30 protein-coding genes and 1 riboswitch are annotated in these 24,074 nt (G+C 38.5%); of the genes, 3 read left to right on the top strand and 27 right to left on the bottom strand.

The features are described 5' to 3' along the window. Window positions 1–8 precede the first annotated feature (8 nt). From ACE1TI_RS06485 to ACE1TI_RS06520, 8 genes are all read right to left on the bottom strand, one after another. Window positions 9–731, bottom strand: coding sequence for a pseudouridine synthase (locus tag ACE1TI_RS06485; protein ID WP_375006774.1), 723 nt, complete (start codon window positions 729–731; stop codon window positions 9–11). A 128-nt stretch (window positions 732–859) separates the two neighbouring features. After that, window positions 860–1,393 (bottom strand): spore maturation protein, encoded by a 534-nt coding sequence (locus tag ACE1TI_RS06490; protein WP_375006775.1) that lies wholly within the window; start codon window positions 1,391–1,393, stop codon window positions 860–862. Then, a complete protein-coding gene (locus ACE1TI_RS06495) occupies window positions 1,393–1,989 on the bottom strand; it encodes a nucleoside recognition domain-containing protein (protein ID WP_375006776.1) in 597 nt (198 codons plus the stop codon). The genes ACE1TI_RS06490 and ACE1TI_RS06495 overlap by 1 nt, the downstream gene beginning before the upstream one ends. Further along, window positions 1,989–3,074: a D-alanyl-D-alanine carboxypeptidase family protein gene (locus ACE1TI_RS06500; protein WP_375006813.1), complete on the bottom strand. Its 1,086-nt coding sequence runs from the start codon at window positions 3,072–3,074 to the stop codon at window positions 1,989–1,991. Before ACE1TI_RS06500 ends, ACE1TI_RS06495 begins: the two co-directional genes overlap by 1 nt. Before the next feature lie 454 nt (window positions 3,075–3,528). Then, on the bottom strand, window positions 3,529–3,879 hold the full coding sequence (gene spoVAE / locus ACE1TI_RS06505) for a stage V sporulation protein AE (RefSeq protein WP_375006777.1): 351 nt from the start codon (window positions 3,877–3,879) through the stop codon (window positions 3,529–3,531). Between the two features lies 1 nt (window position 3,880). Next, window positions 3,881–4,891, bottom strand: coding sequence for a stage V sporulation protein AD (gene spoVAD / locus ACE1TI_RS06510; protein ID WP_375006778.1), 1,011 nt, complete (start codon window positions 4,889–4,891; stop codon window positions 3,881–3,883). A gap of 2 nt (window positions 4,892–4,893) precedes the next feature. Beyond that, complete coding sequence (spoVAC, locus tag ACE1TI_RS06515) at window positions 4,894–5,364, bottom strand: stage V sporulation protein AC (RefSeq protein ID WP_375006779.1); 471 nt, start codon at window positions 5,362–5,364, stop codon at window positions 4,894–4,896. A 92-nt stretch (window positions 5,365–5,456) separates the two neighbouring features. Continuing rightward, the gene (locus tag ACE1TI_RS06520; protein ID WP_375006780.1) at window positions 5,457–5,759 is read right to left on the bottom strand and encodes a hypothetical protein; all 303 of its coding nucleotides are present in this window, start codon (window positions 5,757–5,759) and stop codon (window positions 5,457–5,459) included. Window positions 5,760–6,085: 326 nt separating this feature from the next. Between ACE1TI_RS06520 and ACE1TI_RS06525 the strand changes: the two genes are divergently transcribed. Further along, a complete protein-coding gene (locus ACE1TI_RS06525; RefSeq protein ID WP_375006781.1) occupies window positions 6,086–6,418 on the top strand; it encodes a hypothetical protein in 333 nt (110 codons plus the stop codon). Window positions 6,419–6,513: 95 nt separating this feature from the next. Then, complete coding sequence (locus ACE1TI_RS06530) at window positions 6,514–7,206, top strand: DUF421 domain-containing protein (protein WP_375006782.1); 693 nt, start codon at window positions 6,514–6,516, stop codon at window positions 7,204–7,206. Window positions 7,207–7,234: 28 nt separating this feature from the next. On the opposite strand, the gene scpB is transcribed toward ACE1TI_RS06530, so the two are convergent. Together scpB and ACE1TI_RS06540 are read right to left on the bottom strand one after the other, a co-directional pair. Further along, a complete protein-coding gene (scpB, locus tag ACE1TI_RS06535) occupies window positions 7,235–7,810 on the bottom strand; it encodes an SMC-Scp complex subunit ScpB (protein ID WP_375006783.1) in 576 nt (191 codons plus the stop codon). Further along, window positions 7,810–8,565, bottom strand: coding sequence for a segregation/condensation protein A (locus ACE1TI_RS06540; RefSeq protein ID WP_375006784.1), 756 nt, complete (start codon window positions 8,563–8,565; stop codon window positions 7,810–7,812). The genes scpB and ACE1TI_RS06540 overlap by 1 nt, the downstream gene beginning before the upstream one ends. 158 nt (window positions 8,566–8,723) lie before the next feature. Here ACE1TI_RS06540 and ACE1TI_RS06545 point away from each other — a divergent pair, with 158 nt between their 5' ends. After that, a complete protein-coding gene (locus ACE1TI_RS06545) occupies window positions 8,724–9,260 on the top strand; it encodes a DUF309 domain-containing protein (RefSeq protein ID WP_375006785.1) in 537 nt (178 codons plus the stop codon). 34 nt (window positions 9,261–9,294) lie between these two features. Here ACE1TI_RS06545 and ACE1TI_RS06550 read toward each other — a convergent pair whose 3' ends face one another. The 17 genes from ACE1TI_RS06550 to ACE1TI_RS06630 all read right to left on the bottom strand — a co-directional run bounded on the left by ACE1TI_RS06550 (window position 9,295) and on the right by ACE1TI_RS06630 (window position 24,074). Next, window positions 9,295–9,678 (bottom strand): GNAT family N-acetyltransferase, encoded by a 384-nt coding sequence (locus tag ACE1TI_RS06550; RefSeq protein WP_375006786.1) that lies wholly within the window; start codon window positions 9,676–9,678, stop codon window positions 9,295–9,297. A gap of 282 nt (window positions 9,679–9,960) precedes the next feature. Further along, window positions 9,961–10,434: a 6,7-dimethyl-8-ribityllumazine synthase gene (ribH, locus tag ACE1TI_RS06555; protein WP_375006787.1), complete on the bottom strand. Its 474-nt coding sequence runs from the start codon at window positions 10,432–10,434 to the stop codon at window positions 9,961–9,963. Window positions 10,435–10,503: 69 nt separating this feature from the next. Continuing rightward, complete coding sequence (locus tag ACE1TI_RS06560; RefSeq protein WP_375006788.1) at window positions 10,504–11,712, bottom strand: bifunctional 3,4-dihydroxy-2-butanone-4-phosphate synthase/GTP cyclohydrolase II; 1,209 nt, start codon at window positions 11,710–11,712, stop codon at window positions 10,504–10,506. 24 nt (window positions 11,713–11,736) lie between these two features. Continuing rightward, window positions 11,737–12,387 (bottom strand): riboflavin synthase, encoded by a 651-nt coding sequence (locus tag ACE1TI_RS06565; RefSeq protein WP_375006789.1) that lies wholly within the window; start codon window positions 12,385–12,387, stop codon window positions 11,737–11,739. A gap of 5 nt (window positions 12,388–12,392) precedes the next feature. Next, on the bottom strand, window positions 12,393–13,481 hold the full coding sequence (gene ribD / locus ACE1TI_RS06570; RefSeq protein WP_375006790.1) for a bifunctional diaminohydroxyphosphoribosylaminopyrimidine deaminase/5-amino-6-(5-phosphoribosylamino)uracil reductase RibD: 1,089 nt from the start codon (window positions 13,479–13,481) through the stop codon (window positions 12,393–12,395). Window positions 13,482–13,731: 250 nt separating this feature from the next. Beyond that, window positions 13,732–13,882: riboswitch (FMN riboswitch) on the bottom strand. Between the two features lie 79 nt (window positions 13,883–13,961). After that, on the bottom strand, window positions 13,962–14,102 hold the full coding sequence (locus ACE1TI_RS06575) for a hypothetical protein (protein ID WP_375006791.1): 141 nt from the start codon (window positions 14,100–14,102) through the stop codon (window positions 13,962–13,964). Window positions 14,103–14,173: 71 nt separating this feature from the next. Beyond that, the gene (locus ACE1TI_RS06580) at window positions 14,174–14,608 is read right to left on the bottom strand and encodes a peptidylprolyl isomerase (RefSeq protein WP_375006792.1); all 435 of its coding nucleotides are present in this window, start codon (window positions 14,606–14,608) and stop codon (window positions 14,174–14,176) included. A 58-nt stretch (window positions 14,609–14,666) separates the two neighbouring features. After that, window positions 14,667–15,986: a diaminopimelate decarboxylase gene (gene lysA, locus ACE1TI_RS06585; RefSeq protein ID WP_375006793.1), complete on the bottom strand. Its 1,320-nt coding sequence runs from the start codon at window positions 15,984–15,986 to the stop codon at window positions 14,667–14,669. A gap of 110 nt (window positions 15,987–16,096) precedes the next feature. Continuing rightward, entirely contained in the window at window positions 16,097–17,629 is a 1,533-nt protein-coding gene (locus ACE1TI_RS06590) for a spore germination protein (RefSeq protein ID WP_375006794.1), read from the bottom strand. A 28-nt stretch (window positions 17,630–17,657) separates the two neighbouring features. Then, entirely contained in the window at window positions 17,658–18,080 is a 423-nt protein-coding gene (locus tag ACE1TI_RS06595; RefSeq protein WP_375006795.1) for a stage V sporulation protein AB, read from the bottom strand. After that, entirely contained in the window at window positions 18,041–18,685 is a 645-nt protein-coding gene (locus tag ACE1TI_RS06600) for a stage V sporulation protein AA (protein WP_375006796.1), read from the bottom strand. The genes ACE1TI_RS06595 and ACE1TI_RS06600 overlap by 40 nt, the downstream gene beginning before the upstream one ends. Window positions 18,686–18,813: 128 nt before the next feature. Then, window positions 18,814–19,563, bottom strand: a complete 750-nt coding sequence (sigF, locus tag ACE1TI_RS06605) for an RNA polymerase sporulation sigma factor SigF (RefSeq protein ID WP_375006797.1) — start codon at window positions 19,561–19,563, stop codon at window positions 18,814–18,816. 11 nt (window positions 19,564–19,574) lie between these two features. Beyond that, window positions 19,575–20,015, bottom strand: coding sequence for an anti-sigma F factor (gene spoIIAB / locus ACE1TI_RS06610; RefSeq protein WP_375006798.1), 441 nt, complete (start codon window positions 20,013–20,015; stop codon window positions 19,575–19,577). Window positions 20,016–20,017: 2 nt separating this feature from the next. After that, on the bottom strand, window positions 20,018–20,368 hold the full coding sequence (spoIIAA, locus tag ACE1TI_RS06615; protein ID WP_375006799.1) for an anti-sigma F factor antagonist: 351 nt from the start codon (window positions 20,366–20,368) through the stop codon (window positions 20,018–20,020). A 137-nt stretch (window positions 20,369–20,505) separates the two neighbouring features. Next, window positions 20,506–21,681 carry a D-alanyl-D-alanine carboxypeptidase family protein gene (locus ACE1TI_RS06620; protein WP_483860641.1) on the bottom strand — a complete coding sequence of 392 codons (1,176 nt, stop codon included), beginning with the start codon at window positions 21,679–21,681 and terminating at the stop codon, window positions 20,506–20,508. Between the two features lie 194 nt (window positions 21,682–21,875). After that, the gene (locus tag ACE1TI_RS06625) at window positions 21,876–23,180 is read right to left on the bottom strand and encodes a pyrimidine-nucleoside phosphorylase (protein ID WP_375006800.1); all 1,305 of its coding nucleotides are present in this window, start codon (window positions 23,178–23,180) and stop codon (window positions 21,876–21,878) included. A gap of 72 nt (window positions 23,181–23,252) precedes the next feature. Beyond that, the gene (locus ACE1TI_RS06630) at window positions 23,253–24,074 is read right to left on the bottom strand and encodes a purine-nucleoside phosphorylase (protein WP_375006801.1); all 822 of its coding nucleotides are present in this window, start codon (window positions 24,072–24,074) and stop codon (window positions 23,253–23,255) included.

Consider the following 24,074-nt stretch of genomic DNA (forward strand, 5'->3'; position numbering starts at 1 on the left):
TATGAAACTTATGTGACAGCGCTGTCCTTCAACCTTTTTACTTCTATCGGTTTTAACACACGTTTTTCTCCTGGCTGTAAATTTTCTAAAGTTAGATATCCATATTTTTCTCGTTTTAACTTCTTTACAGGGTGGCCAATGGCATCAAACATTTTTCTAACCTGCTGATTTCTTCCTTCATGTATAACGAGCTCTATAATGGAAGAATTTGTTTTTCTGCTTGCTGACTTTATTCTTACTTTTGCAGGGGCAGTTTTTTTTCCATCGATTTTCAAACCGTTCTTTAACTGCTGCAGAGCTTCTTTGTTAGGCTTTCCTTCGACTTTCGCAATATATGTTTTGTCTATTTTATTTTTGGGATGCATCATGAGATTGGCAAAATCTCCATCATTAGTAAGCAGCAGCAAGCCCGATGTATCGTAGTCTAAACGCCCAACCGGAAAGATCCGCTGTTCTACTTCTTCAAAAAAATCTGTAACCACTTTTCTTCCTTTATCATCCTCGACCGCTGAGATTACCTGCCGGGGCTTGTAAAATAAGTAGTATACCGGTTCCTCTTTATCAACAGGTACTCCATCTACTTCTACTGTGTCTTTATGCGGCGTTACTTTTGTACCCAACTCACGAATTGTTTGTCCGTTTACTTTTACTCTTCCTTTTTCTATTAATTTTTCTGCTTTTCGTCTAGACGTTACTCCAGCATTTGCAATTACTTTTTGAATTCGTTCCATTTCTTTTTCACCTCATTGTCCATCATAACCATCCATATTCCATTTCACAAGCGTAAGATAATAAAGAAAAATCTATATATTATGAATTATGTAATCAAAAAAATAGTCACCCCGAAAATGAAGGGTGATTATGATCCAAATACTATCGTTACAATTATTATAGAGGCTGCAACACCTGCAGCGTCCGCAAGAAGACCAACCTTTAGCGCGTCTCCCATATACTTAATACCGGCAGCGCCAAAATATACAGTTAATACATACAAGGTAGTATCAGTACTGCCCTGCATAGTTGAAGCCAGTCTTCCGATAAACGAATCAGGGCCATGCTCTGATATAAGATCACTTATCATACCCAGAGCTCCTGCTCCAGAAATTGGGCGTATAAAAGCCAGCGGTGCTATTTCTGCAGGCACACCTATAAGAATTAGAAAAGGTTTTATGGCCTCAAGTAACAACTCCATAGCTCCTGAAGCTCTAAAAACTGATATAGCAACCATCATGCCTACCAAATAAGGAATTAAAGAAATTGCCAGCTGAAATCCATCTTTCCCCCCTTCAACAAAACAATCATAAGCTGGAATTTTCTTTATAGCAGCATAAAGCAGGACGGTTAGCAGCAATGAAGGAAGTATCCACAAAGACACTGTGCTCATCCAGCTCATTAATAACCTTTCCTTTTTCGTAATCTTCTGAAATAAAAATACCTATCAATACATAATGCAGCCGCAGTAGAACAAGCTGTTGCAAAAATGGTCGTTCCCACAATTTCAGCTGGGCTTGCAGAACCATAATTCATTCTAATAGCAATAACAGTAGTTGGTATCAACGTTAAACTTGCGGTATTTAGAGCCATCAATGTAATCATTGGACGGCTTGCTTCATCTTTTCCTCCGTTTAACCTTTTTAATTCTTTAATTGCCTTTATCCCCATGGGGGTAGCTGCGTTGCCAAGTCCCATCAAATTAGCTGTTATGTTAGACATAATGTAACCCATAGCTGGATGTCCTGCTGGAACATCCGGGAATAATCGAACAGCTATCGGCCTTAAAAGCTTTGTGAATTTATCCATCAGTCCGCTTTTTCTGGCAATGTTCATAATCCCAAGCCAGAAAACCATGATGCTGATTAATCCAAAACATAGGGTGACAGCTTCTTCCGCACCTGAAAAGACTGCTTCAGAAACTTTGTCCATTCGTCCATTGAACATAGCCGTAACAATTCCTGCTGTCATCATAAAAATCCAAATCGCATGGACCATTAATTAGCCCCCCCTGTGAAGGTCCGAATAAAATGTCCTAACCGATGGAAAAATCCTTCTTTTTTTACCTTGTCCCTTTCATACATAAGAGGCATGCTGTGTATTACCTTCTCACCAATCAGCCACTCTATTTTTCCGGCGTTTGAAACATCACTTGTATTATGAAAAAAGTTGTCATTTAAAGTTATTTTCTTTTTTATACTTTCTTTTTCTTCTTCCATTAATGGATAATAAATAGTATATGGTATAAAAAATGTTCCTTCTTCTATTTCCTTAATATTTACTTGTTCTCTTTTTTCTCCCAGTTCTTCCATATCGAAATGTGAAAATCCCCATTCATACATTGATATATGGTCGTTCCAATCAGATGGTGCGTCTAAGGTAACAGCGATTAGCGACATATCATCTTTTTCAGCAGTAGATACAAGTGTTCTCCCTGCTGCTTTGGTATACCCTGTCTTCCCACCTGTACAGTAGTCATACAAGGAGGTTAATAATTTATTTTTGTTAGACCAAACCCTGTCCCACTCCTCTCCTTCTTGAGGAGCTTTGTAGCGTTCTGTTTGGGAGATTTCACGAAATTGTTCATTTTTCATAGCGTACTGCATGAGCAGTGCCATATCATAAGCTGAAGAATAATGATGTTCTCCATCATCTAAACCGTGCGGATTTGTAAATTGAGTGTTCTCCATGCCAATTTGTTCCGCTTTTTCATTCATCATATATATAAACCCATCCAAACTGCCTCCCACATGCTCTGCGATTGCTACCGCTCCATCATTACCAGAACGAAGCATCAACCCATAGGTTAAATCTTTTAATTTTATATTCTCACCTGGTTTTAAAAATAAAGAAGAACCCTCTACTCCAGATGCTTCAGCGCTAACTTTTACTATGTCATCGAATTTGCCTGACTCTACAGCTAATATCGAAGTCATAATTTTAGTGATGCTCGCGATTTTTCGTTTTTCGTGTTCTTTTTTTCCAAACAATACCCGCCCGCTGTCTTGTTCAAGTAATACGGCTGATTTTCCAGATACATTCACGGCATTCTCATTTGCAGCATCTAGTTTATAAGGAGGCATGCTTGCTGCGAGCAGTGTGCTTATTACAATGAGTATGAAGAATTTTTTCATTTGCCACCCCGGCTTCCTTGTTCATTTTTTGCCTTGTCCATCGAATGCTTTGTTAAATTGTATGTGTAAAAGAGGTGAATATGCTCGTCTTGTTTTAGTAATGAGCCTTACTTGTAAGAACAAAAGCGCAAACGCCCTGATCAGCCTCGACAGGTAAATGTTCTCCAGTCACTAAAGGCGCTCTTACTTCCACAGGATGTGGTGACTTCTGCGTTGCGAACCGATGTTCGCGATTCTAGCAAAAGTTCCTTAAACCGTCTTGGGCCTCCGAGAGGCTGGGTGCTGAAGCTAAACGCGGATCAAACAATATGAAGATAGTTATCCACAACTTGTAAAAACATAATTTCCTAAACAATGAAAAAAGCGCCTTCTTATTGTAAAGAAGACACCTTAGAATTTTTTTCTACCCTTTTGGTTTAAAACAAAGGGCTGCTAAAAAAGAAAATATAATTGCAGCTGAAATACCAGCACTTGTTACTTCAAATATCCCAGTTATTACTCCTATAATACCGTGCTGCTCAGCTTCAGCCATTGCCCCGTGAACAAGTGAGTTTCCAAAACTGGTAATGGGAACAGTCGCCCCAGCTCCCGCAAAGTCTATTAAAGGTTCATACCAGCCTAGGCCATCAAGAATGGCTCCTCCTACGACCAATGCACTCAATGTATGTCCTGGCGGCAGTTTGGCTATATCCATTAAGAGTTGACCAATAACACAAATTATTCCTCCTACGATAAAAGCCCACAAATACATCATGTCAACTCTCACCCCTTTCAATAGAAACAGCATGAGCGATACATGGAATGGATTCTTTTTGCTGGTAAGAAAGCGGGCTTAATAAAGCACCAGTGGCTACGACTAACATTTTGTTGATCTCCTTATTTTCCATTCTATTAAGCAGATGCCCATAAACAACCGCTGCAGAGCATCCCGAACCACTTGCCCCTGCCTGCACCTGTTGGTCTTCGTTATATATTAAGAGCCCGCAATCTATACATTGGTCATCTGTTACCATTAGTCCTCTTTGCTGCAGTAATTCTTTCATTAAAGGAAGCCCTACACTTCCCAGATCTCCAGTTACTATATAATCATAGTAAGAAGGATCTCTATCCAAATCGGTAAAGTGAGCTTCTATTGTGTCGGCTGCAGCTGGTGCCATTGCGCCTCCCATATTAAATGGATCTGTTAACCCCATATCAATAACTTTCCCAATGGTAGCAGAGGTTACTTTTGGTCCCGTGCCGCTTTTGCCAACTACCGCTGCCCCTGAAGCTGTTACCGTCCATTGAGAAGTAGGCGGCTTTTGCGCACCATATTCGGTAGGATATCGGAATTGCTTCTCCACTGCAGCATTATGACTCGCTGAACCCGTTAATATATAATCTGCTCCACCCTTATCTATGATAAAGCTCCCTAAAGCAAGTCCTTCCATTGAAGTAGAACAAGCCCCGAATAAACCAATATAGGGTATAGAGAGGGACCGGCATGCAAAACTAGTTGCGGTCATTTGATTTATCAAATCTCCAGCAAATACAAATTGCATATCTTCTGGCTGTTTATTTATTTTAGAAAGAGAAGTATAAGCTGCTTCTTCCATTAATTTTTTTTGAGCATTTTCAAATGAATTTTCATACATCCATATATTGGAAAATAAGTGGTCAAAATCTCTTCCTAGATTTCCTTCTGCTTCAAATGGACCACCCACTACCCCCGTTGATAAAATAACAGGGGAATTCGCAAACGCCCAAGACTGGCTACCTTGCAGCATTTTTATCCCCCTATTCCTTGCCATATTGTTTTAATAAGAGCAATAACAAACGCCGCCGTAGTTCCAAATACGATAACCGGTCCAGCAAGTTTAAACATATTTGATCCTATTCCAAAAACTGGTCCTTCTGTTCTATGCTCGATAGCTGCACTTGCCATTGCGTTGGCAAAGCCGGTAACCGGAACTGCTGATCCTGCACCGGCAACCTGTCCAAACTTATCATAAACTCCAAATCCTGTAAGTAACACTGCAATAAAAATTAATACTGCAATGGTGGGATTACCCGCCGTTTGTTCATTAAAATTAAAGTTGTAGAGAAAAAAGTTCTGGATGGCCTGCCCTAGTATGCATAAAAGCCCTCCTATAAAAAAAGCTTTTATACAGTTTGCTACTACCGGGCGCTTTGGTTCTTCTCTGGAGGCAAACTTTTGATAGGTTGTTTTAATATCTTCTTTCTGTTTTTGTTTGCTCATATAACCACCTGTTACCCTTTCATGAATTCTTCAAATTTTGCTAACCGCTGTTCCCGTTCTTTTTTTCATCTGCTTGACTGCCATGTCTTTTTTTATATTTTGTAATTCCAGCATTGCCTTTTTGTCTGTAAAAAAATGGATATTATAATCCGGCCAATGTTTTGATAACCGTTCATGTCTTTTTTTCTCAGCGACTCCAGTTGAAATCTGGCCATTTGTTTTACCTCGGCTGCAGCGTACAGTTTTTTCCCGCTTGTTATTGCTACGGCAGAAGTAATAGATTCTAATTCTTCTAACAGCTCTTCTTCTTCGTTCATTTCTGTATTAATAATTTTTTTTGGCTCAGGAGATGCGTTTTCTTGACAGCCTGCAATAACTATTAAAAATACACACACCAACAATATAATCGTTAATATGTTTTTTCTGCATTAATTTTCTTCCTTCCCTGTAAGCCCTGCCCTTTATAGTATGAAATAGGATCCACTTTTTTATGAAAATTACCATTTGTAAATATTAGGATTATAAAGAAAGGAAAATGGAAAATGCAGTATATTTTTATTACTGATTTGTTTTTTATTGTCCGTTTGTAACTTGATGATTTTATATTTAATGTTTCTTAAATTAAAAGTTTTAATGACAAAGCGAGCAAAAATTATTATCAGTAATAAATCAAGGAATTGCTTTAAATGAAGAGGAACTAAGAGAAGAAATTCGACACCATTTGCATATGCAGGCTCTAGAAATTAGAAACATTGTATATAAACAGACAAAATCACCGCATCCTAAAGCAATTGAAGATACGCCTAGTTTAATATCATATGATAAAAAGACATTGTATAAAAACTTTCCTGCTGACAAGGCGAGGGGTATCGAACAATTCTTTATCTATTATGAAGAATACATAAATACGTATTGGAAAGGCCCTGAAGGTCAAATAAAAAAAGTATTTCGGAAAAATTCACGCCACGGATCAAGTGAAAAAGAACAAATTACAGAAGCCTCGTCTCAATTATTAAAAAAACTTGATCGTAATCTCGTCTTTTTTATCCATTAGAGACGGGATTTTATTTTTCTTGTTTAACTTTAAAGGGTATTTTTTGAGGAAAGGACCATACTAAAAAAAGCATAACTGACAACAGGAGGACAGCTATGCAGCAAATAAATTTTTTGCACTTAACTATTGAATTGACCAGTGGTTTTTTTGCTTTACTTATTATAACCAAAGTACTTGGGAAAACACAGATTAATCAGCTGACCCCTTTTGATTTTATATCAGCGCTTGTCCTTGGCGAGTTAGTCGGTAATGCTATTTATGATAGAGAAATCGGTCTTCATTACGTTTTGTATGCTATTGTATTATGGGCTGTGCTGATTGGTACAATTGAAACCATAACACAGAAGAAGAAAAGCACTAGGAGCTGGTTTGAGGGTAGGCCTGCGATAATTATTAGAAAGGGAAAACTAGATTACGAAGCAATGAAAAAAAACAAGCTGGACCTAAACCAGCTTCAGCATTTATTAAGAGACAGGGAGATATTCAGTTTAAAAGATGTTCACTATGCTATATTAGAAGCGAATGGAACGGTGAACGTTTTAAAAACATCTGAGGCTTCCACTCCGACAAATAAAGAGTGGATGACTGAGCTGCCTGCCGAACCCAAATTACCATTAGCCTTAATTTTAGACGGAGAATGGGTAGAAGATAACATTTTAGAAACAGAGATCTCAAAAGAACAAGTGCTGCAACATATTTATTCAAGGAATATTCCAGACATCAACCGGATTTTATATGCAGAATGGAATGGTTCGTTTCCTTTGTATATCCAAACGTATGAATCATAAAAACTCGCCCGAAAAAGGCGAGTTTGCTTTATTCGTTTTGTTGTATATTATCAAAAAACAAATCGGCTTCCTCTGTGAAGCGATGGTCTTCTGGTTCATCCAATGCTGGCAACTCATTTAAAGAAGCAAGGTTAAAATATTCCAGAAACCGATTTGTTGTTTTATAAAGGATGGGGCGGCCAGTGCTTTGTGCACGACCTGCATCGGTAATAAGTGCTTTATTGATTAATGTTTGAATGGCTTTTTCAGATTTAACTCCGCGAATATCATCAATTTCTGTCCTTGTGATTGGCTGATTATAAGCAATAATTGCTAAAGTTTCTAAGGAAGCTTGAGATAATTTTCCTCTTTCCGGGACCTTAGCTAACTCTTCAATAAATGGAGCCACTTTTTCATTTGTTACTAATTGGAATCTATTTCCTGTCTTTTTCACTGCTAATCCTGGCATTGATTGCTCCATTCTTTCTTGACATATATGTAGTTGATGTTCAGCGTCTTTTTCTGAAATATGAAGCGTTCTCGCCACATCTTCTATCATTAACCCTTCATCTCCGCAGACGTATAATAGTGCTTCTATAACGGCTTGTATGTCTAATTCTTCCATTAAGAGGCTGCCTCCTCTGTATATTCCACCATGATCTCTTCAAAGTTATTTGATTGCATGCATGTTACTTTCTTGTTTTTCATTAATTCTAAAACAGCTAAAAAGGTAACTACAATATGAGGTTTTTCTCGCGAAGTGAACAAGTCAAAAAACCTGGTCTGCCCATGTTTTTTTTCTAAAAGAGTAACGATATCGTCCATTCTATCTTCAATTGATATTTCTTCTGATTTTACTGTAGTAACCGGGGAAGAAGATACACGTATTCTTTCTTTTATTTTTTGATAGGCTTCCAGCATGTCAAACAAAGTTAATCCTTCCTGTAAAGTATTTTCTTCTGATAAAGCATATTCCTCGTGATTTAGTGTAGGTGCTTTAGCATAATGCATACTTGCTGATTTTTCCTTTTCTTTTAATTTTTCAGCGGCTTCTTTATATTTTTTATATTCCATTAGTCTGCTTAATAGTTCTTCGCGAGGATCTTCTTCTATTTTGTCATCAAATTCTTCGTCTTCGTCACTTATATCATTTGGCAACAGCATTTTACTCTTAATTTCTAATAAAGTTGCTGCCATTACTAAATATTCACTTGCAATATCGAGTTCAAGTTCCTGCATGGTCTTTACATATTGAACATATTGTTCCGTAATAACTGCCACCGGTATATTATAAATATCAACTTCTGCTTGACGAATCAAATGAAGTAATAAATCTAGTGGTCCTTCGAAGCTATCGATCTTAACGTTGTATCGCTTCATTTGTAACCTCCGCAGTAAAATTTATTAATTAAAATTATAGCATAGACACCTTAAAATCCGTGTTACGACTAAGTTTCCCTTTGATTAGATTTCGTACGGTTTTCTATGTTAAACTGATTTTATTGTACACAGTAAACCGGTAAGGAAAGAAGGTACGTATGATGTATCCCGAAGCATACATTCAATATTTAATACAATTTCATGCTTATAGAGATTTTTTTGAATGCCACGAAATTCTTGAAGATCATTGGAAAGAAAAAGAGGCTGGCAAAAGAGATAAACATTGGGTTGGCTTAATCCAAGTTGCCGTAGGGCTTTATCATCATAGAAGAGAAAATTGGCGCGGAGCTCAAAAAACTTTACAAAACGCACGTAGTATTTTACAGGAAAATGTTTACTACCTGCAACACTTGGCTTTAGATACTAACCGCTTAATCGAATTAATTGATGAAAGATTGTCTGATATTCTGCTTCAGCATCCATATACAGACATGAACCTTCCTATTACAGATCCATCATTAATAGAACATTGTAAAAAGGAATGTAACGCAAAAAATGTCACCTGGTTCGCTGAAAGTGATCTAAATGATCCTTATATTGTGCATCGTCACATTTTACGTGACCGCAGCAATGTAACACAAGAACGATTTAAACAAAAAGTATTAAGAGAACAAAAAAGGCTGTCCTGGAGTTAGTTTCAAGAACAGCCTTTTCTATATTACAACCAGTTTATCCGCTTACTTCACCAGTTTGTTCTCGTGCAGCTTCTGTCTCAGTACATGTTCCTAAAAATTCCATTGTTTCTTCACAGCCTATAAGCTCACCGTCTAATCTTTCTTTAATCGTCAAGACCATTTTCTTTCCGATCCCCTCATCACGATAAGACGGATTTACGCATAGATGTTGTAATTTTGCTGTGCCGTCATCATAAAAATAAAGTCCAAGGACCCCAATAATATCTTCTTCTTCTTTCCATAAATAAAGCTGCCAGCGTTCATTTTCTTCGTAATTTCTTATGGTTTCCTGCAGCTTTTTAACATCTTTCTCTTCTGGCATATAAGATAGCAATCCCATGGCAATTTTTTTATAGGCTGATTTAAACTTGATAAACATTTGTGATCATCCCTTATTCTTGAGAGAAATTGATGTTAAACAATAAAGACACTTTTCTCTCATTATACTTCAAATTTTTCTTTTGAAAAGAGGCTGTGGAGGATTTAAATGTTTTTCTCTACACCTTTTTTATCATCGCCAACCATATCAACATTTTATACAATTTTCCCTTTAAATTTCGCCCAAATTTCTCATTGTTGTCATTTTTTTAATGTATAGGACGGATGAACATAAGAGAAACATGACGCAATGTCCGTCATGTTTTCCTTTTTCGTTATTAGTTTACTCTCTTTTTATGTTTTTATCAAGATTAGCCATTTCAATTGCCGCTAAAGCTGCTTCGGCTCCTTTGTTCCCTGCTTTCGTTCCAGCTCTTTCAATTGCCTGTTCAATCGTATTTGTAGTTAATACGCCAAATATCACGGGAAGTCCTTTTTCAAGAGATAAGCTTCCCACACCTTTTGCTACTTCTCCACAAACATAATCAAAATGAGGAGTCGAACCTTTTATAACTGTTCCTAAAGTTATAATAGCGTCATACTTTCCTGTTTCAGCCATTCGTTTAGCCGCATACGGAATTTCAAAAGCTCCTGGAACCCATGCTACATCAATTCCGTTGTCTTCTACGCCATGGCGTATTAATGCATCCTCCGCTCCGCCCAGAAGTTTACTAGTTATAAATTCATTAAATCGTCCTGCTACGATACCTATTTTTAATCCCGTTCCTACTAAATTTCCTTCGTAAGTATTTGCCAATGGTATAACTCCTTTATTTGTATAGTAAAATATATTCAATCAATACTGCTATATTTCTTATTTAGCCAATTAAAAATGAAGCATGTGGCCAAGCTTTGAATATTTAGTTCGTAAATACCTTTCATTATCCTTGTTATAAGGAAGCTGCAGTGCTACTCTTTCTACAACCTCAAGACCATATCCTTTTAAACCTGTTATTTTTCTTGGATTATTTGTTAAAAGCTTCATTTTTGAAATTCCAAGATCCCTCAGCACCTGGGCTCCTATTCCATAATCCCTCAGGTCTGGTTTAAACCCAAGCTTTTCGTTAGCTTCTACTGTGTCATATCCTTCTTCTTGAAGCTGATATGCTTTCATTTTATTAATGAGCCCGATTCCGCGGCCTTCCTGTCTCATGTACAGCAATACACCACGGCCTTCTTTTTCGATCTGCTGCAGTGCAGCTTGAAGCTGAGGGCCGCAATCACAGCGATGGGAACCGAACACATCGCCTGTTAAACACTCTGAATGTACCCGCACAAGAGTTGGTTCATCTGGAATAAGCTGTCCTTTTACAAGGGCAACGCTTTCTTTATCATCGACAATGGATGTATATCCAATCGCTCTAAAGTCTCCAAAATCAGTTGGCAGTTTAATTTCTGCTTCTTTTTTTACCAGTTTGTCTTTTTTATGCCTGTATTGAATTAAATCTTTAATCGTAACCATTTTTAATTCGTGATTATCTGCAATTTTTCTTAAGTCCGGAACTCTTGCCATTTCACCATTATCTTTAATGATCTCACATATCACACCTGCAGGTTCAGATCCTGCTAATCTGGCTAAGTCAATAGCTGCTTCAGTGTGGCCTGCTCTTCGAAGAACTCCTCCATTCTTAGCAACCAATGGGAATACATGTCCTGGCCGTTTAAAATCATGGCTTTTACTTTCAGGGTGCAGCAGCGCTTTTATAGTGTCGGCTCGTTCATGAGCAGAAATACCAGTAGTTGTTGACTTGTGGTCGACACTAACTGTAAATGCAGTGCCATGTGGGTCCGTATTGTTGTCCACCATTGGAACGAGTTCTAATTCCTGGGCCCTGTTCTCTAAAATAGGAGTGCACACAAGACCACGTCCATGTGTGATCATAAAATTTATAGTCTCTGGTGTTACTTTATCAGCAAGAGCTACAAAGTCACCTTCATTTTCTCGGTCCTCATCATCGCATACAATCACAACTTTTCCTTGCATTAATTCATATATAGCTTCTTCTATCGGATCAAATACTCGGTCCTCTGCCACTTTAATCCCTTCTTTCCCTGTATTTTACATAAAGCCATTGTCTTTTAACGTTTGAGCAGTAATCGTATCGAATGTTCTTTGGCGAAGGTTTAACAGTTTTTCTGTATATTTCATTAGCATATCAGCTTCAATATTGACAGGATCTCCGCTGCTTTTTTCACTTAATATTGTTTCCTGCCATGTATGAGGAATAATGGAAATGGTGAGGATTTTATTCTCTTCATCAGCTCCAAATACCGTTAAGCTTATTCCATCTACGGCAACCGATCCTTTCAACATAATATATGGCATTATTTTTTCAGGAAGTTCAATATTAATGTAATAAGCATTTTCATAAGGGGTAATCGTTTTGATAATACCTGTGGTGTCAACGTGCCCCGTAACAAAATGTCCTCCAAACCTTCCATCTGCGGGCATGGCGCGTTCAAGGTTGATCTTTGCTCCCTCTGTTAAGGTCCTTAAGCTGGTAGATCTCATCGTCTCAGGCATAACATCTACTGTAAAATGATTGGATTCAAATGAAGTAACAGTTAAGCAGACACCATTCACTGAAATACTGTCTCCTAAACGGATACCGTCCATCACAGTATTAGCTTGTATCTTTAATATCATTGCTTCATCGGTTTCTTGCATTTTGTTTATAACGCCTTTTTCTTCAATAATACCTGTAAACAATATTGTCACTCCTTCGTTTTTGGAACCGCAACGACTTTAATATCTTCCCCAAGCTGTTCTAATGAAACTATATGCAGCTCTGAAACGTCAGCCATTGACTCAAATCCTGATCCTCCTATAACGGTGGGAGCCGTCCTGCCACCAATCAATTTAGGGGCGATGTAGCATACTATTTCCTGAAAAGCTCCTGCTTCTAGAAAACTGCCATGAACGGCTGCTCCTCCTTCTACATATACAGACAGAACTTTCCGCCTGCCAAGAAGTTGAAGCACATCCATCACGTTTATTCTAGAAGACAAAGGCAGAACCTCGGCACCGGCTTTTTCCAGCTCCTTTTTTTTGTCCATGTCTGCTTTGTTTGAACAAATAATCCAAACAGGGGATTTATTATCTCTAAGCATTTTTGCTGCAGGCGGCATGTTTAATTGGTGATCGAGTACTACCCGAACCGGATGTATACCTTCCTCTGGAACTCTTACTGTCAGAGAAGGATCATCCTTTAACACGGTTCCAATACCTACTAAAATCGCATCATGTTGATGTCTTAGAACATGTCCGTTTTGTCGGGCAGCTAAGCCAGTTATCCATTGGCTCTCTCCTTTATTCGTCGCTGTTTTCCCATCTAATGAAGCCGCTGATTTTAGAGTTACATAGGGCAGTCCAGTTTGAATATAATGAAAAAAATGCCGGTTCAGCCAATCAGCTGTTTCCTTTTCAACTCCCACTGTAACTTCAATACCTGCTTTTTTTAATTTTTCGACTCCCCTGCCGGCGACTTGAGGATTTGGGTCGAGTGTTGCCACAACAGCACGCTTCACTTTTTTTTCTATAATTAGATCCACACACGGGGGCGTTTTTCCATAATGACTGCACGGTTCTAGCGTTACATAAATAGAGGCTCCCTCAGCATCACTGCCTGCCATATTCAAAGCATGTACCTCAGCATGCTCTGTTCCTGCTCTTAAATGAGCTCCCATTCCTGCAACTCTCCCATTTTTCACTACTACTGCTCCCACAACAGGATTGGGAGAAGTCTGTCCTTTTGTAGAACGTGCCATCTGCATAGCCAAATTCATAAAATCTTTATCAGTCATATTACACGCGCCCTCATTTCTTGGTAAAAGAGAGTATTCGATTTTAATTCCCCACACTGTTATTGAAAATGGAACAAATAATAACGCTTTTTTCATACAAAATAAAAACCCTCAAGAATATAAAAATTCTTCAGGGTTAAAAACGTGCTCAAATAAGCCCTTAAAAAGGGACTTAAAATCATTATATCGCAATAGGATAACTTAAAAGATGCACTTGTCCTATGGCTGTTGTATATGATTTTGAACACGGCTTATCCTTCTCCCATCCAGACTGTTACTGTCGGCTCCGGAATTGCACCGGATCCACCGCATAGACTAATGCCAATACGGGTCACGGACTAAAAAACATAGACTGTTTTATCACCGCCGGTTGGGAATTACACCCGACCCCGAAGGTACCTTTTTTATATATTGAATTAGTGAATCATACTCATGAACTATATAAACTGATTTTATACCGTTTTTATATAAAACGTCAACTCATTCCTCTTGGTCATCCTTTTCTTCTGCACAATCAAAACAGAACAGATGCTTACACTCATCCACCACGCCATTTAAAAATCCGTTTAAACATAATATTTCCTTTCCACAAATATAGCAGCTGCCAACTTTTTCTTTCATGATGCAACTCCTCCGTTTCCATTTAACGGATATAGAAATACCGGCAGTGCTGTCAGCTGCCGGCAGTCGATTTATTCATCCCATACTTTTACTTCTTTCATTATGTCTCCCTGCTGAATTCTGTCAACAGAATCCATACCTTCCGTTACTTTTCCAAAAATAGTATGCACACCGTCTAAGTGAGGCTGAGGTTCGAACAAAATAAAAAATTGGCTGCCTCCTGTATCTTTTCCAGCATGTGCCATTGAAAGATATCCACGTTCATGTTTATGCGGGTTTCCTTCTGTTTCACATTTAATGGTGTAACCCGGTCCGCCAGTTCCTGTTCCGTTAGGACAGCCTCCTTGAGCTACAAACCCCGGAATGACTCGATGGAAGTTCAGTCCATTATAAAATCCTTTGTTTGCAAGAGTTTCAAAGTTCTCTACTGTGCCTGGAGCGGCATCAGGAAAGAATTCAATTGTAGTTTGTTCTCCGTTTTCAAATGCAATGCTTCCTTTTTTCATGTTTTTCTCTCCCTTGGAATAATAGATTCAAAGCTGGAAACTGGTTCCTTCCAATATATTATACTCGTTCTTTTGAGCGTAACGGAAGATCATTTTTTGTTATATCTTCTAATGTTTCCCCTTTTACAACTAAATCAACTTGATTATCCTCTACAAAAACGACTGGAGGTTTTGTTATGCGATTGTAATTATTTGCCATGGAGTATCCATACGCTCCTGTACAAAACACAGCTAATATATCATTGTGGTCTGCTTCTGGAAGAGGAAGCTTCCAAATTAGCATATCTCCGCTTTCACAGCATTTTCCTGCGACAGCAAAATTATCTTCTGCCTGCTCGTTTGCTCTGTTTGCTAAAATTCCTTCATATTCTGCTTGATATAACGCAGGTCTGATGTTATCTGTCATACCACCATCTACTGACAGATATCTCCTCACTCCCGGAATATCTTTTTTTGACCCTACCGTGTAAAGTGTTGTGCCAGCGTCTCCGGTAATAGAACGACCTGGCTCAATCCAAATTTCGGGTACTTCCATATTTTCATTACGTGCTTCCTTTTTAACTGCATGAATGAGACCTTTGACATAGTCTTCTGGAAGAAGCGGCTCATCTCCTTCTACATACCGAATCCCAAAACCGCCGCCAGCATTGAGTATTTCTGGCACAAAACCATACTCTTCTCTCCAGCTTGCAAATTGTGAAAAAAGCTTTTCTACTGCCAAAACAAATCCATTCGTGTCAAAGATTTGTGAACCTATATGACTATGGATTCCGCGCAAATTTATCATTGTGTCTTCTTGAAGGATTTTAATGACTTTATCAGCCTGACCGCTTGAAAGATCAAATCCAAATTTAGAATCTTCCTGCCCTGTGGAAATATATTCATGAGTATGAGCCTCTACTCCAGGGGTTGTTCTTATTAATGCATCTGCCTTTTGGTTTCTTGAAGAAGCTGCTTGCTGTAAAAGTGAAACTTCATAAAAATTATCAAGAACAAAGCAGCCAACACCCAGGTCCAGTGCGAGCTTTATTTCCTCTGGACTTTTATTGTTTCCATGAAAATGAACCCGTTCCATAGGAAAACCTGCCTTTTTAGCCGTCATTAATTCACCGCCTGATACAATATCCAGACTCATTCCCAGTTCTTCTGCCAATTGAACCATTGCAATACAGCTGAAAGCTTTACTGGCATAAGCTACCTGGTATTGTACGCCTTCTTCTTCAAAAGCTTTTTGAAATCCACGGGCCCGCTCTCTTATAAGTGCAACGTCATAAACATATACAGGCGTTCCATAATTTTTGGCAATTTCAACGGTGTCCGCTCCGCCAATTTCAAGATGGCCGAGACTATTTATTTTACTCGTTCCATGTAAATACATGATACGTTCTCTCCTTATCTACGACAAATGAATGTTTATATTTTAGCATCATTTTCGTTTGATAAAAAGTCATACATAAAAAAGCAAGCACCGGATAAATTTCCGGTGCCCTATTCCGTAACCTGCCTTGTAGGATCCTGCGGATTTACTATTCTAGGTCTGCGGCGCATTGTAGGCACTGTTGTTCTTACAATAATGTGCCATAAAGACGGAGCATCAAATGGAAGGAATGGCCACAGATAAGGTTTGTTAAGAGAACGAATATGAACGGTCATTAAAAATAATATAGTAGAGGTAATAATAAAGCCAAGACTTCCGAAAAGCATAACGGCAAACAATAATATAAGCCTTATCACTTTAAGAGCAATTCCTAATTCATAACTTGGATTGGCGTACGATCCTATAGCTGCAACAGCTACATACAATATAACCTCTGCAGAAAATAAGCCGACGTCTATTGCTATTTCACCAATTAATAGCGCAGCAACCAAGCCCAAAGCTGTGGTTAACGGAGAAGGTGTGTGAACAGCTGCCAATCTAAGCAGTTCAAGACCAATCTCTGCAAAAAGAATCTGCATAAACTCAGAAACATTTGCATCTTCATTCGGACCAATATAGTCAAATTGATCTGGAACCAGGTTTGGTTCTAATACCATTAAAAGCCATAAAGGCAAAATAAACAAAGAAACAAATATTCCAAATAAACGGATCCATCGTATAAAGCTTCCAATAAAAGGAGCCTGCCTATATTCTTCTGCGTGCTGTACATGATGTAACATCGTAGTGGGAGTAACAATAACACTTGGTGAAGCATCAACAATAATAATAACATGTCCTTCAAAAAGGTGCATTGCCGCCACATCCGGACGTTCAGTATATCTTACAAGTGGAAAAGGATTATTACCCTGCTTTACAATAAATTCTTCGACCACTTTTTCCGCCATTGGAAGACCATCTACTTCAATAGCTTCTAATTCCTTGCGAATTATGTTTACCAGTTCAGGGTCAGCGATGCCTTCAATATATGAAATGCATATATCTGTTTTAGACCTTACGCCCACCCGCATAATTTCATTGCGAAGCCTTTCATCTCGTATTCGCCTTCTAGTTAAACCTGTGTTTTCTATAATATTCTCTGTATACCCATCTCTGGCTCCTCGTATGACCTTTTCATTATCAGGTTCTTCCGGACTTCGTCCTGGATAATTACGAACATCAACGACAAATGCTCTGTCTTCACCTTCCACCAATATAAAAACAAGGCCGGAAAGCATCTCTACAATACAATCTTCAAGTGTGTCTTTATACTCTACTTGTACTTGAGTAAGATGATTTTCTATAGCCTCTCTAACATTAGGAGTCTCTCTTCCCCTAGCTTCTAATTTCATTAGTTCTTTTAACAGCTCAATGAGATATTCCATATCACAAAGGCCATTCACAAAATATATTTGAATTTCTTTTCCAAAAATATGAAGGGTGCGAATTCCCACATCAAAACTAACACCAATCCCAAGCCGTTCTTTTAAATCCCTTTCATTTACGTTAATATGTGGAGATATAGGTGTTTTTTCATTATGATTTTGTTCTTCATGCTCCCTGCCTTGTTGATTTCCTCGAAACTTCCATTTTTTACGCCGAATCATATTACCTTCCCCAATCAATAAAATTTATTTAAAGCTTCACGAAAATAATCCAATGAAACAGTGAACCCAAAATTTTTCCTAGAACAATGGCCATTACAAGCAGTATAATATTTTTTTCCATCCCTATACGCCTTGCCAGTATTGGAAAAACATTTAATACTTCTGTTAACGCTGCAGCTAGCATTCCTATAAACATTCCGGCAGCAAGACCTACCGGGATTACAAACAAAGAGGGAAAAGACCCTTTTATATCATGAAGAGTAGCAATAGAACCTATAACCGCACCCGTAATAACTGCAACTTCATATGCTTGAATGGCTTTGTGAGTTTTTGTCAGCTGGACAAGCCTGGGAATGATCCCTAGAACAGTGATAAAAGCAACCAGCCCGCTTCCGACCGCCAATCCACCGCTTAATCCGATGAGGATGGCGAATAAAGGTTCGACTGCCAAGGTTTAGAACTCCGATCTGATTCTGTATCTGCAAGGTAGTCTTCAATATCTTTTTTATAATGAAACATTTCAATTTCAAGCGGGCTAGGTTCTTCATTAATTCTCTTTTTAAATACATGGTTAAAAAATAAAATCATACCAAGCCCTAGTCCAATAGAATAAGGAACTTGAAGTAATAAAGGCTGTTCACTTTCATTTCCTGTAACAAGACTGTACAGCTTCTGATGTACAGCCAGCATGCTTACATCTTCATGAAAATTCATAATGGCAAGAGCAGCGCCTGTAAACAATAAAAACCAGACGAAAAGCAGCATAAGAGGAGATATAAGTTTTTTTTCTATGCTGATTTCTACAACTGTTTGTTCCGGACCTACGACCGTAATATCAACTTCTGGAAAATGATGGTGTATTTTTTGCAAAATCGTTAATATATCTAGAACAACATGAGTTTTATCTAATCGGCTTATACTATGAAGATGAACAGACATTAACGGACGAAGGGCTGTCTCTTCCCCCTCAAGCCTTGCAATATCTTTAAGATACAGCTCTTGACCTGGCTTTGCTGTTATACTTGCGTATAACTGTATAAAGATTTTTTGCTGCATTTCCGTTCCCTCCCTTTCGTTTAGTATAAACGTTATTGTACAGATCATACTTCTGCTCCATATTACCGTATAAAGACTGAAAAATTTTTAATGCTCTTAAAGCAGTTGCTGCAAAAAAAGCCAGCTGTCTATTCTGACAACTGACTTTTCATTTTATGCAGAATTCTTTTTTCAAGCCTTGATACTTGCACCTGGGAAATCCCAAGCCTTTTTGCCACTTCCGATTGCGTCTTGTCTTTATAATACCTTAAATAAACAATTAAACGTTCCCGTTCTTCTAATTGTTCAACCACTTCCTTCAAAGCTATTGAATCGAACCATTTAGAATCGCCCTGGTCAGCGATTTGATCCATTAACGTTATCGGATCACCATCATTTTCATAAACCGTCTCGTGCAATGAAGATAAGCTTCTGGTTGCTTCGGTTGCAAATACGATTTCTTCCATTGGCATATCCATCGAATCAGCTATTTCCTGCAAGGACGGAACTCTGCCTAATTTTTTTGTTAAATCTTCTTTTACCTTGCGTACTTTATTATTTAATTCTTTTAACGATCTGCTTACTTTTACAGTACCGTCATCACGAATGAAGCGCTGAATTTCACCTATAATCATAGGGACCGCATACGTTGAAAATTTAACATCATAGGACAAATCAAATTTGTCTACCGATTTGATTAAACCAATCACGCCTATTTGAAACAGATCCTCTGCTTCATAACCTCGGTTAATAAATCGTTGGACTACTGACCAAACCAGCCTTGTATTTTTATTTACTATTTCTTCTCTTGCTTTTTGATCTCCATCCTGGCTTTTTTGAATTAGGTCTCTTACTTTGTCATCTTGAAGAGGCTGGTGCTTTTTTAATTTTACATCCATACAGACTCTCCTTAATTACAAAGTGATCTGCTTTTAGCTAAACGCTTTTTTAAGTAAACAGTAGTTCCGGTACCTGGTTTGGAGATCACTTCGACTTCATCCATGAAATTTTCCATAATCGTAAAACCCATGCCTGAACGTTCTAATTCTGGTTTGGTAGTATATAACGGCTCTTTTGCTTTTCCTATGTCTTCAATGCCTTCACCACGGTCTTTCACTGTAAGTTCAACCGTATCGGTATCAATTTTCACTAAAATAGTAATTGTACCTGCCGGGTTCTCGTTGTATCCATGAATAATAGAATTGGTTACAGCTTCAGAAACAACGGTTTTCAATTCTGTTAACTCATCCATATTAGGATCGAGCTGAGCAGCAAAAGCACCAACACTCACTCTGGCAAACGCTTCATTTTCACTTACCGCGGAAAATTCCAGTTTCATCTCATTTTTCACTTTCAGGCCACCCCCAGCTTTCGTAGTGCATCTGTCTCCCGGCTTTCTAAACGCAAGATTTTAAAGAGACCCGACAGCTCGAACAACCGTTTCACTGGTGTAGAAATGGAACAAACAACCATTTCTCCTCCATTTCTCCTCACTTGTTTATACCTGCCTAAAATTACTCCAATACCGGAACTGTCCATGAAAACGAGTTCTTCTAAATTTAAAACAATATGTTGGATTTGATTGCCTTCTAAATAACCATCAACTTGGTTTCGTAACTGTCTAGCAGAGTGATGATCTAATTCTCCTTTTAAGCGAATACAAAGAACATCACTGACTTGCTCAAGATCGACTGTTAAGCTCATATCTGTCCCCCCTGATTCTTTAAGTTTTAGCTTGTGCTTCTACTAATTCGGTGATCCTTCCGCCATTTCCTTTCTTCCTGACAAAACTAGTGTTCATTCGGTAAAAGAAGTGTACATTTGCATAAAATCCTTCTTCCTTACGACAATACTCCTGTCATGGAGGATAAGGTTCTTTTAAACAATACATACCAGCTGGCAGATGGAGCTTCCTCGTTTAAAATAAGCTCTTGTTCTGCTATTTTGTTTTCACCATCATAGAACTCTATCGTTCCAGCACCTGCACCCTTTTCAGCAGGAGCGGTTATTTTATCGGAAATATTTAATTTCCGGTCAATTTTTTCAATTTTTTTCCCTTTTGGAAGAACAATAGCAGCATTTCTTTCCAATGTAACAGGAACGGTTGTTGTTTTTCCTTTTTCCACCGGAACCGCAGCGATTTCTTCTCCTTTTTCCACTAATGTCACTTTTTGATAATTTTGAAAGGCATAATCCAGCAATGCAGTTGATTGTTTGTTCCGTTCTTTTGGAGTTTCTGCTCCCATTACAACTGTTACTACTCGCATTCCATCTCTGTTTGCTGTCGCGGTTAGATTATATTTGGCTTTTGAAGTATATCCAGTCTTTAAACCATCTACTCCGTCGTAATGTTTCACCAGTCGATTCGTGTTAACAAGCCAAAATTCTTTATCGGTCCCTTGCCGTAAATAATCTTCGTAAATACTTGTATACTCTAAAATCTTTTCATGTTTCAGCAGAGCCTGACTCATGACGGCAAGGTCTCTAGCCGTTGTGTAATGATCCTTAGTAGATAATCCGGTTGTGTTGTTAAATTGTGTATTTTTCAACCCTAGTTCTTCAGCTTTTTCATTCATCTTTCTTATGAATTTTTCCTCTGTTCCTGCAATATGTTCAGCTAATGCAACGGAAGCATCGTTTCCGGAAGCTACAGCTACCCCTTTTAGCAGTTCATGAACGGTCATTTGTTCTCCTTGTTCCAAAAAGATTTGTGACCCGCCCATAGAGGCAGCACGTTCACTTGCAGTAACCTGTTCGTCCAGCTGAATATCTTTTTCATCTAACGCTTCCATTATAAGCAGCATAGTCATAATTTTTGTCATACTTGCAGGAGGAAGTTTCTCATTTTCATTTTTGTTAAATAGCATTTTTCCGGTGTCCACTTCCATAATAACAGCCGATCTGGCTTCCTCTGCTAATGAAGGTGATTCTTTGTCTTCATTAGCAGCAACGGACTCGGGATGTATAAACAAAACCAGGATTAGTATGCATAACAAACTGGTTCGCAGTGCAGGTATATTTTTTATCAATTCCAGACACCTCCCATGATTATAAAACTATTTTTTCCATTATTTTCTTTGTGTATACTATAAGAATTAGTTTCTTTTTGGAAAAAATTGCTTTCTGTGCGTGTTAATACACTTGTAAACATTCACAAAAAAAGTCTGTATAGATGTCGAACCACATCCATACAGACTGAGCAATATGTTTATTATTTGTAAATCGTTTCATAAATCAGCATTGGCTTTTTGGATTTTCCATGAACAAACGTATATGCGTTTCTTACTATCTCTTCTACATGAGCTGTATCCTCCTGATTGCTGTATAAGGTTGCAATAGGTTCAGCCTCATGTACTTCGTCACCTATTTTTTTATGAAGTTTTATACCAACTGCATGATCAATCTCATCATCTTTTGTCGCTCTTCCGGCACCTAACATCATAGCAGCTTTACCTATTTGAGCGGCATGCATGGTTTCAACAGATCCAGCTTCATGAGCTGTGATATCCTTTATAAACTTAGCAGTATTTAATATTTCCGGGGTATCTACAGCAGATGGGTCTCCTCCCTGGCTTTGTATAAACTGCTTCATCTTTTCTACAGCCTTGCCGTTAGATATGACCTCTTCAATTAATTGACGGCCTTCTTTTTCGTTTGAAGCTTTACCGCCAGCAACTGCCATGTGAGCAGCCAGTGTAACACTTAATTCATGCAGATCCTCTGGTCCTTTCCCGTGCAGAGTTTCTATTGCTTCTTTTACTTCAAGTGCGTTTCCTACGAAACGTCCTAATGGCTGGTCCATGTTAGAAATTACCGCCATCGTGTTGCGGTTTAAAGAATGACCAATCTTCACCATAGCGTTTGCTAATGATTTAGCATCCTCTAAATTTTCCATAAACGCACCTGAACCGGTTTTTACATCTAGCACAATTGCATCGGCACCAGCAGCAATTTTTTTACTCATTACTGAACTTGCTATAAGCGGAATCGAGTCTACGGTAGCCGTCACATCTCTTAAGGCGTATAACTTTTTATCGGCAGGGGTAAGATTTCCACTTTGTCCAGCTACAGCTATTTTGTTTTCATTTACAAGCCTGATGAATTCATTTTGATTAAGTTCTGTTCGAAAACCCTTAAACGCTTCGAGCTTATCAATGGTACCACCTGTATGACCTAATCCTCTTCCAGACATTTTTGCTACGGGAATTCCAAGAGCAGCAACGAGGGGACCTAAAATGAGAGTTGTTTTATCCCCAACCCCCCCAGTGGAGTGTTTATCCACCTTTGTTCCTTCAATTGCAGATAAATCAAGCTGATCTCCTGATTCTGCCATCGCAAATGTAAGAGAGGCAGCTTCTTCCTCGTTCATTCCTTGAAAATATAAAGCCATCGCAAAAGCAGAAGCTTGATAATCCGGGATGTCTTCGTTACTATAACCATTTACAAACCAACGAATCTCAGCATCTGTGAGAACTTCACCGTCACGTTTTTTTGCTATTATATCTACCATTCTCATTGACCGCGCACTCCTTTTATTTTTCCGCCTTTTTATCCTGTGAAACTTGCTTCATAAAAGAAAAGCTTATATTTAAATAGATGAAAGGATTTGTTTCACAAGCGAAATAAACCGGGGTTTGGTTTTAGCTGCGGTTTCCATAACTTCTTCATGAGAAACTCCTTCAATTTCTTCTCCAACGGCCATATCTGTAATGCAGGAAATCCCCAGCACTTTAAGCCCGGCATGTCTTGCTGCAATCACTTCCGAAACCGTAGACATACCGACCACATCTCCTCCTAAGTTGCGTAGCATAATAAGTTCGGCCCCTGTCATAAAAGCTGGTCCAGAAATACCTGCGTATACACCTTTTTGTAAAGAAAATCCTAGTGACTCAGCAGCATTCACTGCCGTTTTTCGCAAAGTCTCATCATAGGCCTGGCTCATATCTGGAAAGCGCGGTCCCATTTTTTCATCGTTTCGCCCGATTAATGGGTTTGTTCCTGTCATATTTATGTGATCTTCTATCACCATTAAATCACCTGGCTGGAAAGAGGGGTTCATCCCACCACATGCATTGGTAACCACAAGTGTTTCTGCGCCCAGTTCCTTCATCACCCTTACCGGAAACGTAACTTCCTGCATGGAATATCCTTCATAGTAATGGAAACGCCCTTGCATAGCTATAACTTTTTTTCCTTGTAATGTACCCATTACTAACCTTCCTGCATGTCCTTCTACTGTAGAAACAGGGAAATGCGGTATAGTACTATATTCAACTCGCACGGCTCCTTCTATTTCGTCCGCTAAGTCACCTAACCCTGAACCCAAAATTAAACCAATATGCGGCAGTTCTTCAATCTGCTCTTTTAAATAATCAGCTGCTTCTTTTACTTTTAATGCTAGTTGCTGCAT

The sequence above is a fragment of the Alteribacillus sp. JSM 102045 genome, assembly GCF_041949975.1.
Taxonomy (GTDB): domain Bacteria; phylum Bacillota; class Bacilli; order Bacillales; family Marinococcaceae; genus Alteribacillus.

What these genes read in the sequence shown, in the direction of transcription:
- sigF (WP_375006797.1), bottom strand. Translation starts at nt 19,563, where the DNA reads ATGGATGTAAAATTAAAAAAGCACCAGCCTCTTCAAGATGACAAAGTA.
- ACE1TI_RS06600 (WP_375006796.1), bottom strand. Translation starts at nt 18,685, where the DNA reads ATGCAGCAAAAAATCTTTATACAGTTATACGCAAGTATAACAGCAAAG.
- spoVAC (WP_375006779.1), bottom strand. Translation starts at nt 5,364, where the DNA reads ATGAGCAAACAAAAACAGAAAGAAGATATTAAAACAACCTATCAAAAG.
- ACE1TI_RS06580 (WP_375006792.1), bottom strand. Translation starts at nt 14,608, where the DNA reads ATGAAAAAAGGAAGCATTGCATTTGAAAACGGAGAACAAACTACAATT.
- ACE1TI_RS06500 (WP_375006813.1), bottom strand. Translation starts at nt 3,074, where the DNA reads ATGCCTCCTTATAAACTAGATGCTGCAAATGAGAATGCCGTGAATGTA.
- ACE1TI_RS06630 (WP_375006801.1), bottom strand. Translation starts at nt 24,074, where the DNA reads ATGCAGCAACTAGCATTAAAAGTAAAAGAAGCAGCTGATTATTTAAAA.
- ACE1TI_RS06590 (WP_375006794.1), bottom strand. Translation starts at nt 17,629, where the DNA reads ATGATTCGGCGTAAAAAATGGAAGTTTCGAGGAAATCAACAAGGCAGG.
- ACE1TI_RS06540 (WP_375006784.1), bottom strand. Translation starts at nt 8,565, where the DNA reads ATGAAGCGATACAACGTTAAGATCGATAGCTTCGAAGGACCACTAGAT.
- lysA (WP_375006793.1), bottom strand. Translation starts at nt 15,986, where the DNA reads ATGTATTTACATGGAACGAGTAAAATAAATAGTCTCGGCCATCTTGAA.
- spoVAD (WP_375006778.1), bottom strand. Translation starts at nt 4,891, where the DNA reads ATGCTGCAAGGTAGCCAGTCTTGGGCGTTTGCGAATTCCCCTGTTATT.
- spoIIAA (WP_375006799.1), bottom strand. Translation starts at nt 20,368, where the DNA reads ATGAGCTTAACAGTCGATCTTGAGCAAGTCAGTGATGTTCTTTGTATT.
- spoVAE (WP_375006777.1), bottom strand. Translation starts at nt 3,879, where the DNA reads ATGATGTATTTGTGGGCTTTTATCGTAGGAGGAATAATTTGTGTTATT.
- ACE1TI_RS06490 (WP_375006775.1), bottom strand. Translation starts at nt 1,393, where the DNA reads ATGAGCTGGATGAGCACAGTGTCTTTGTGGATACTTCCTTCATTGCTG.
- ribD (WP_375006790.1), bottom strand. Translation starts at nt 13,481, where the DNA reads ATGACTGATAAAGATTTTATGAATTTGGCTATGCAGATGGCACGTTCT.
- scpB (WP_375006783.1), bottom strand. Translation starts at nt 7,810, where the DNA reads ATGGAAGAATTAGACATACAAGCCGTTATAGAAGCACTATTATACGTC.
- ACE1TI_RS06530 (WP_375006782.1), top strand. Translation starts at nt 6,514, where the DNA reads ATGCAGCAAATAAATTTTTTGCACTTAACTATTGAATTGACCAGTGGT.
- ACE1TI_RS06625 (WP_375006800.1), bottom strand. Translation starts at nt 23,180, where the DNA reads ATGAGAATGGTAGATATAATAGCAAAAAAACGTGACGGTGAAGTTCTC.
- ACE1TI_RS06545 (WP_375006785.1), top strand. Translation starts at nt 8,724, where the DNA reads ATGATGTATCCCGAAGCATACATTCAATATTTAATACAATTTCATGCT.
- ACE1TI_RS06550 (WP_375006786.1), bottom strand. Translation starts at nt 9,678, where the DNA reads ATGTTTATCAAGTTTAAATCAGCCTATAAAAAAATTGCCATGGGATTG.
- ACE1TI_RS06485 (WP_375006774.1), bottom strand. Translation starts at nt 731, where the DNA reads ATGGAACGAATTCAAAAAGTAATTGCAAATGCTGGAGTAACGTCTAGA.
- ACE1TI_RS06495 (WP_375006776.1), bottom strand. Translation starts at nt 1,989, where the DNA reads ATGGTCCATGCGATTTGGATTTTTATGATGACAGCAGGAATTGTTACG.
- ACE1TI_RS06575 (WP_375006791.1), bottom strand. Translation starts at nt 14,102, where the DNA reads ATGAAAGAAAAAGTTGGCAGCTGCTATATTTGTGGAAAGGAAATATTA.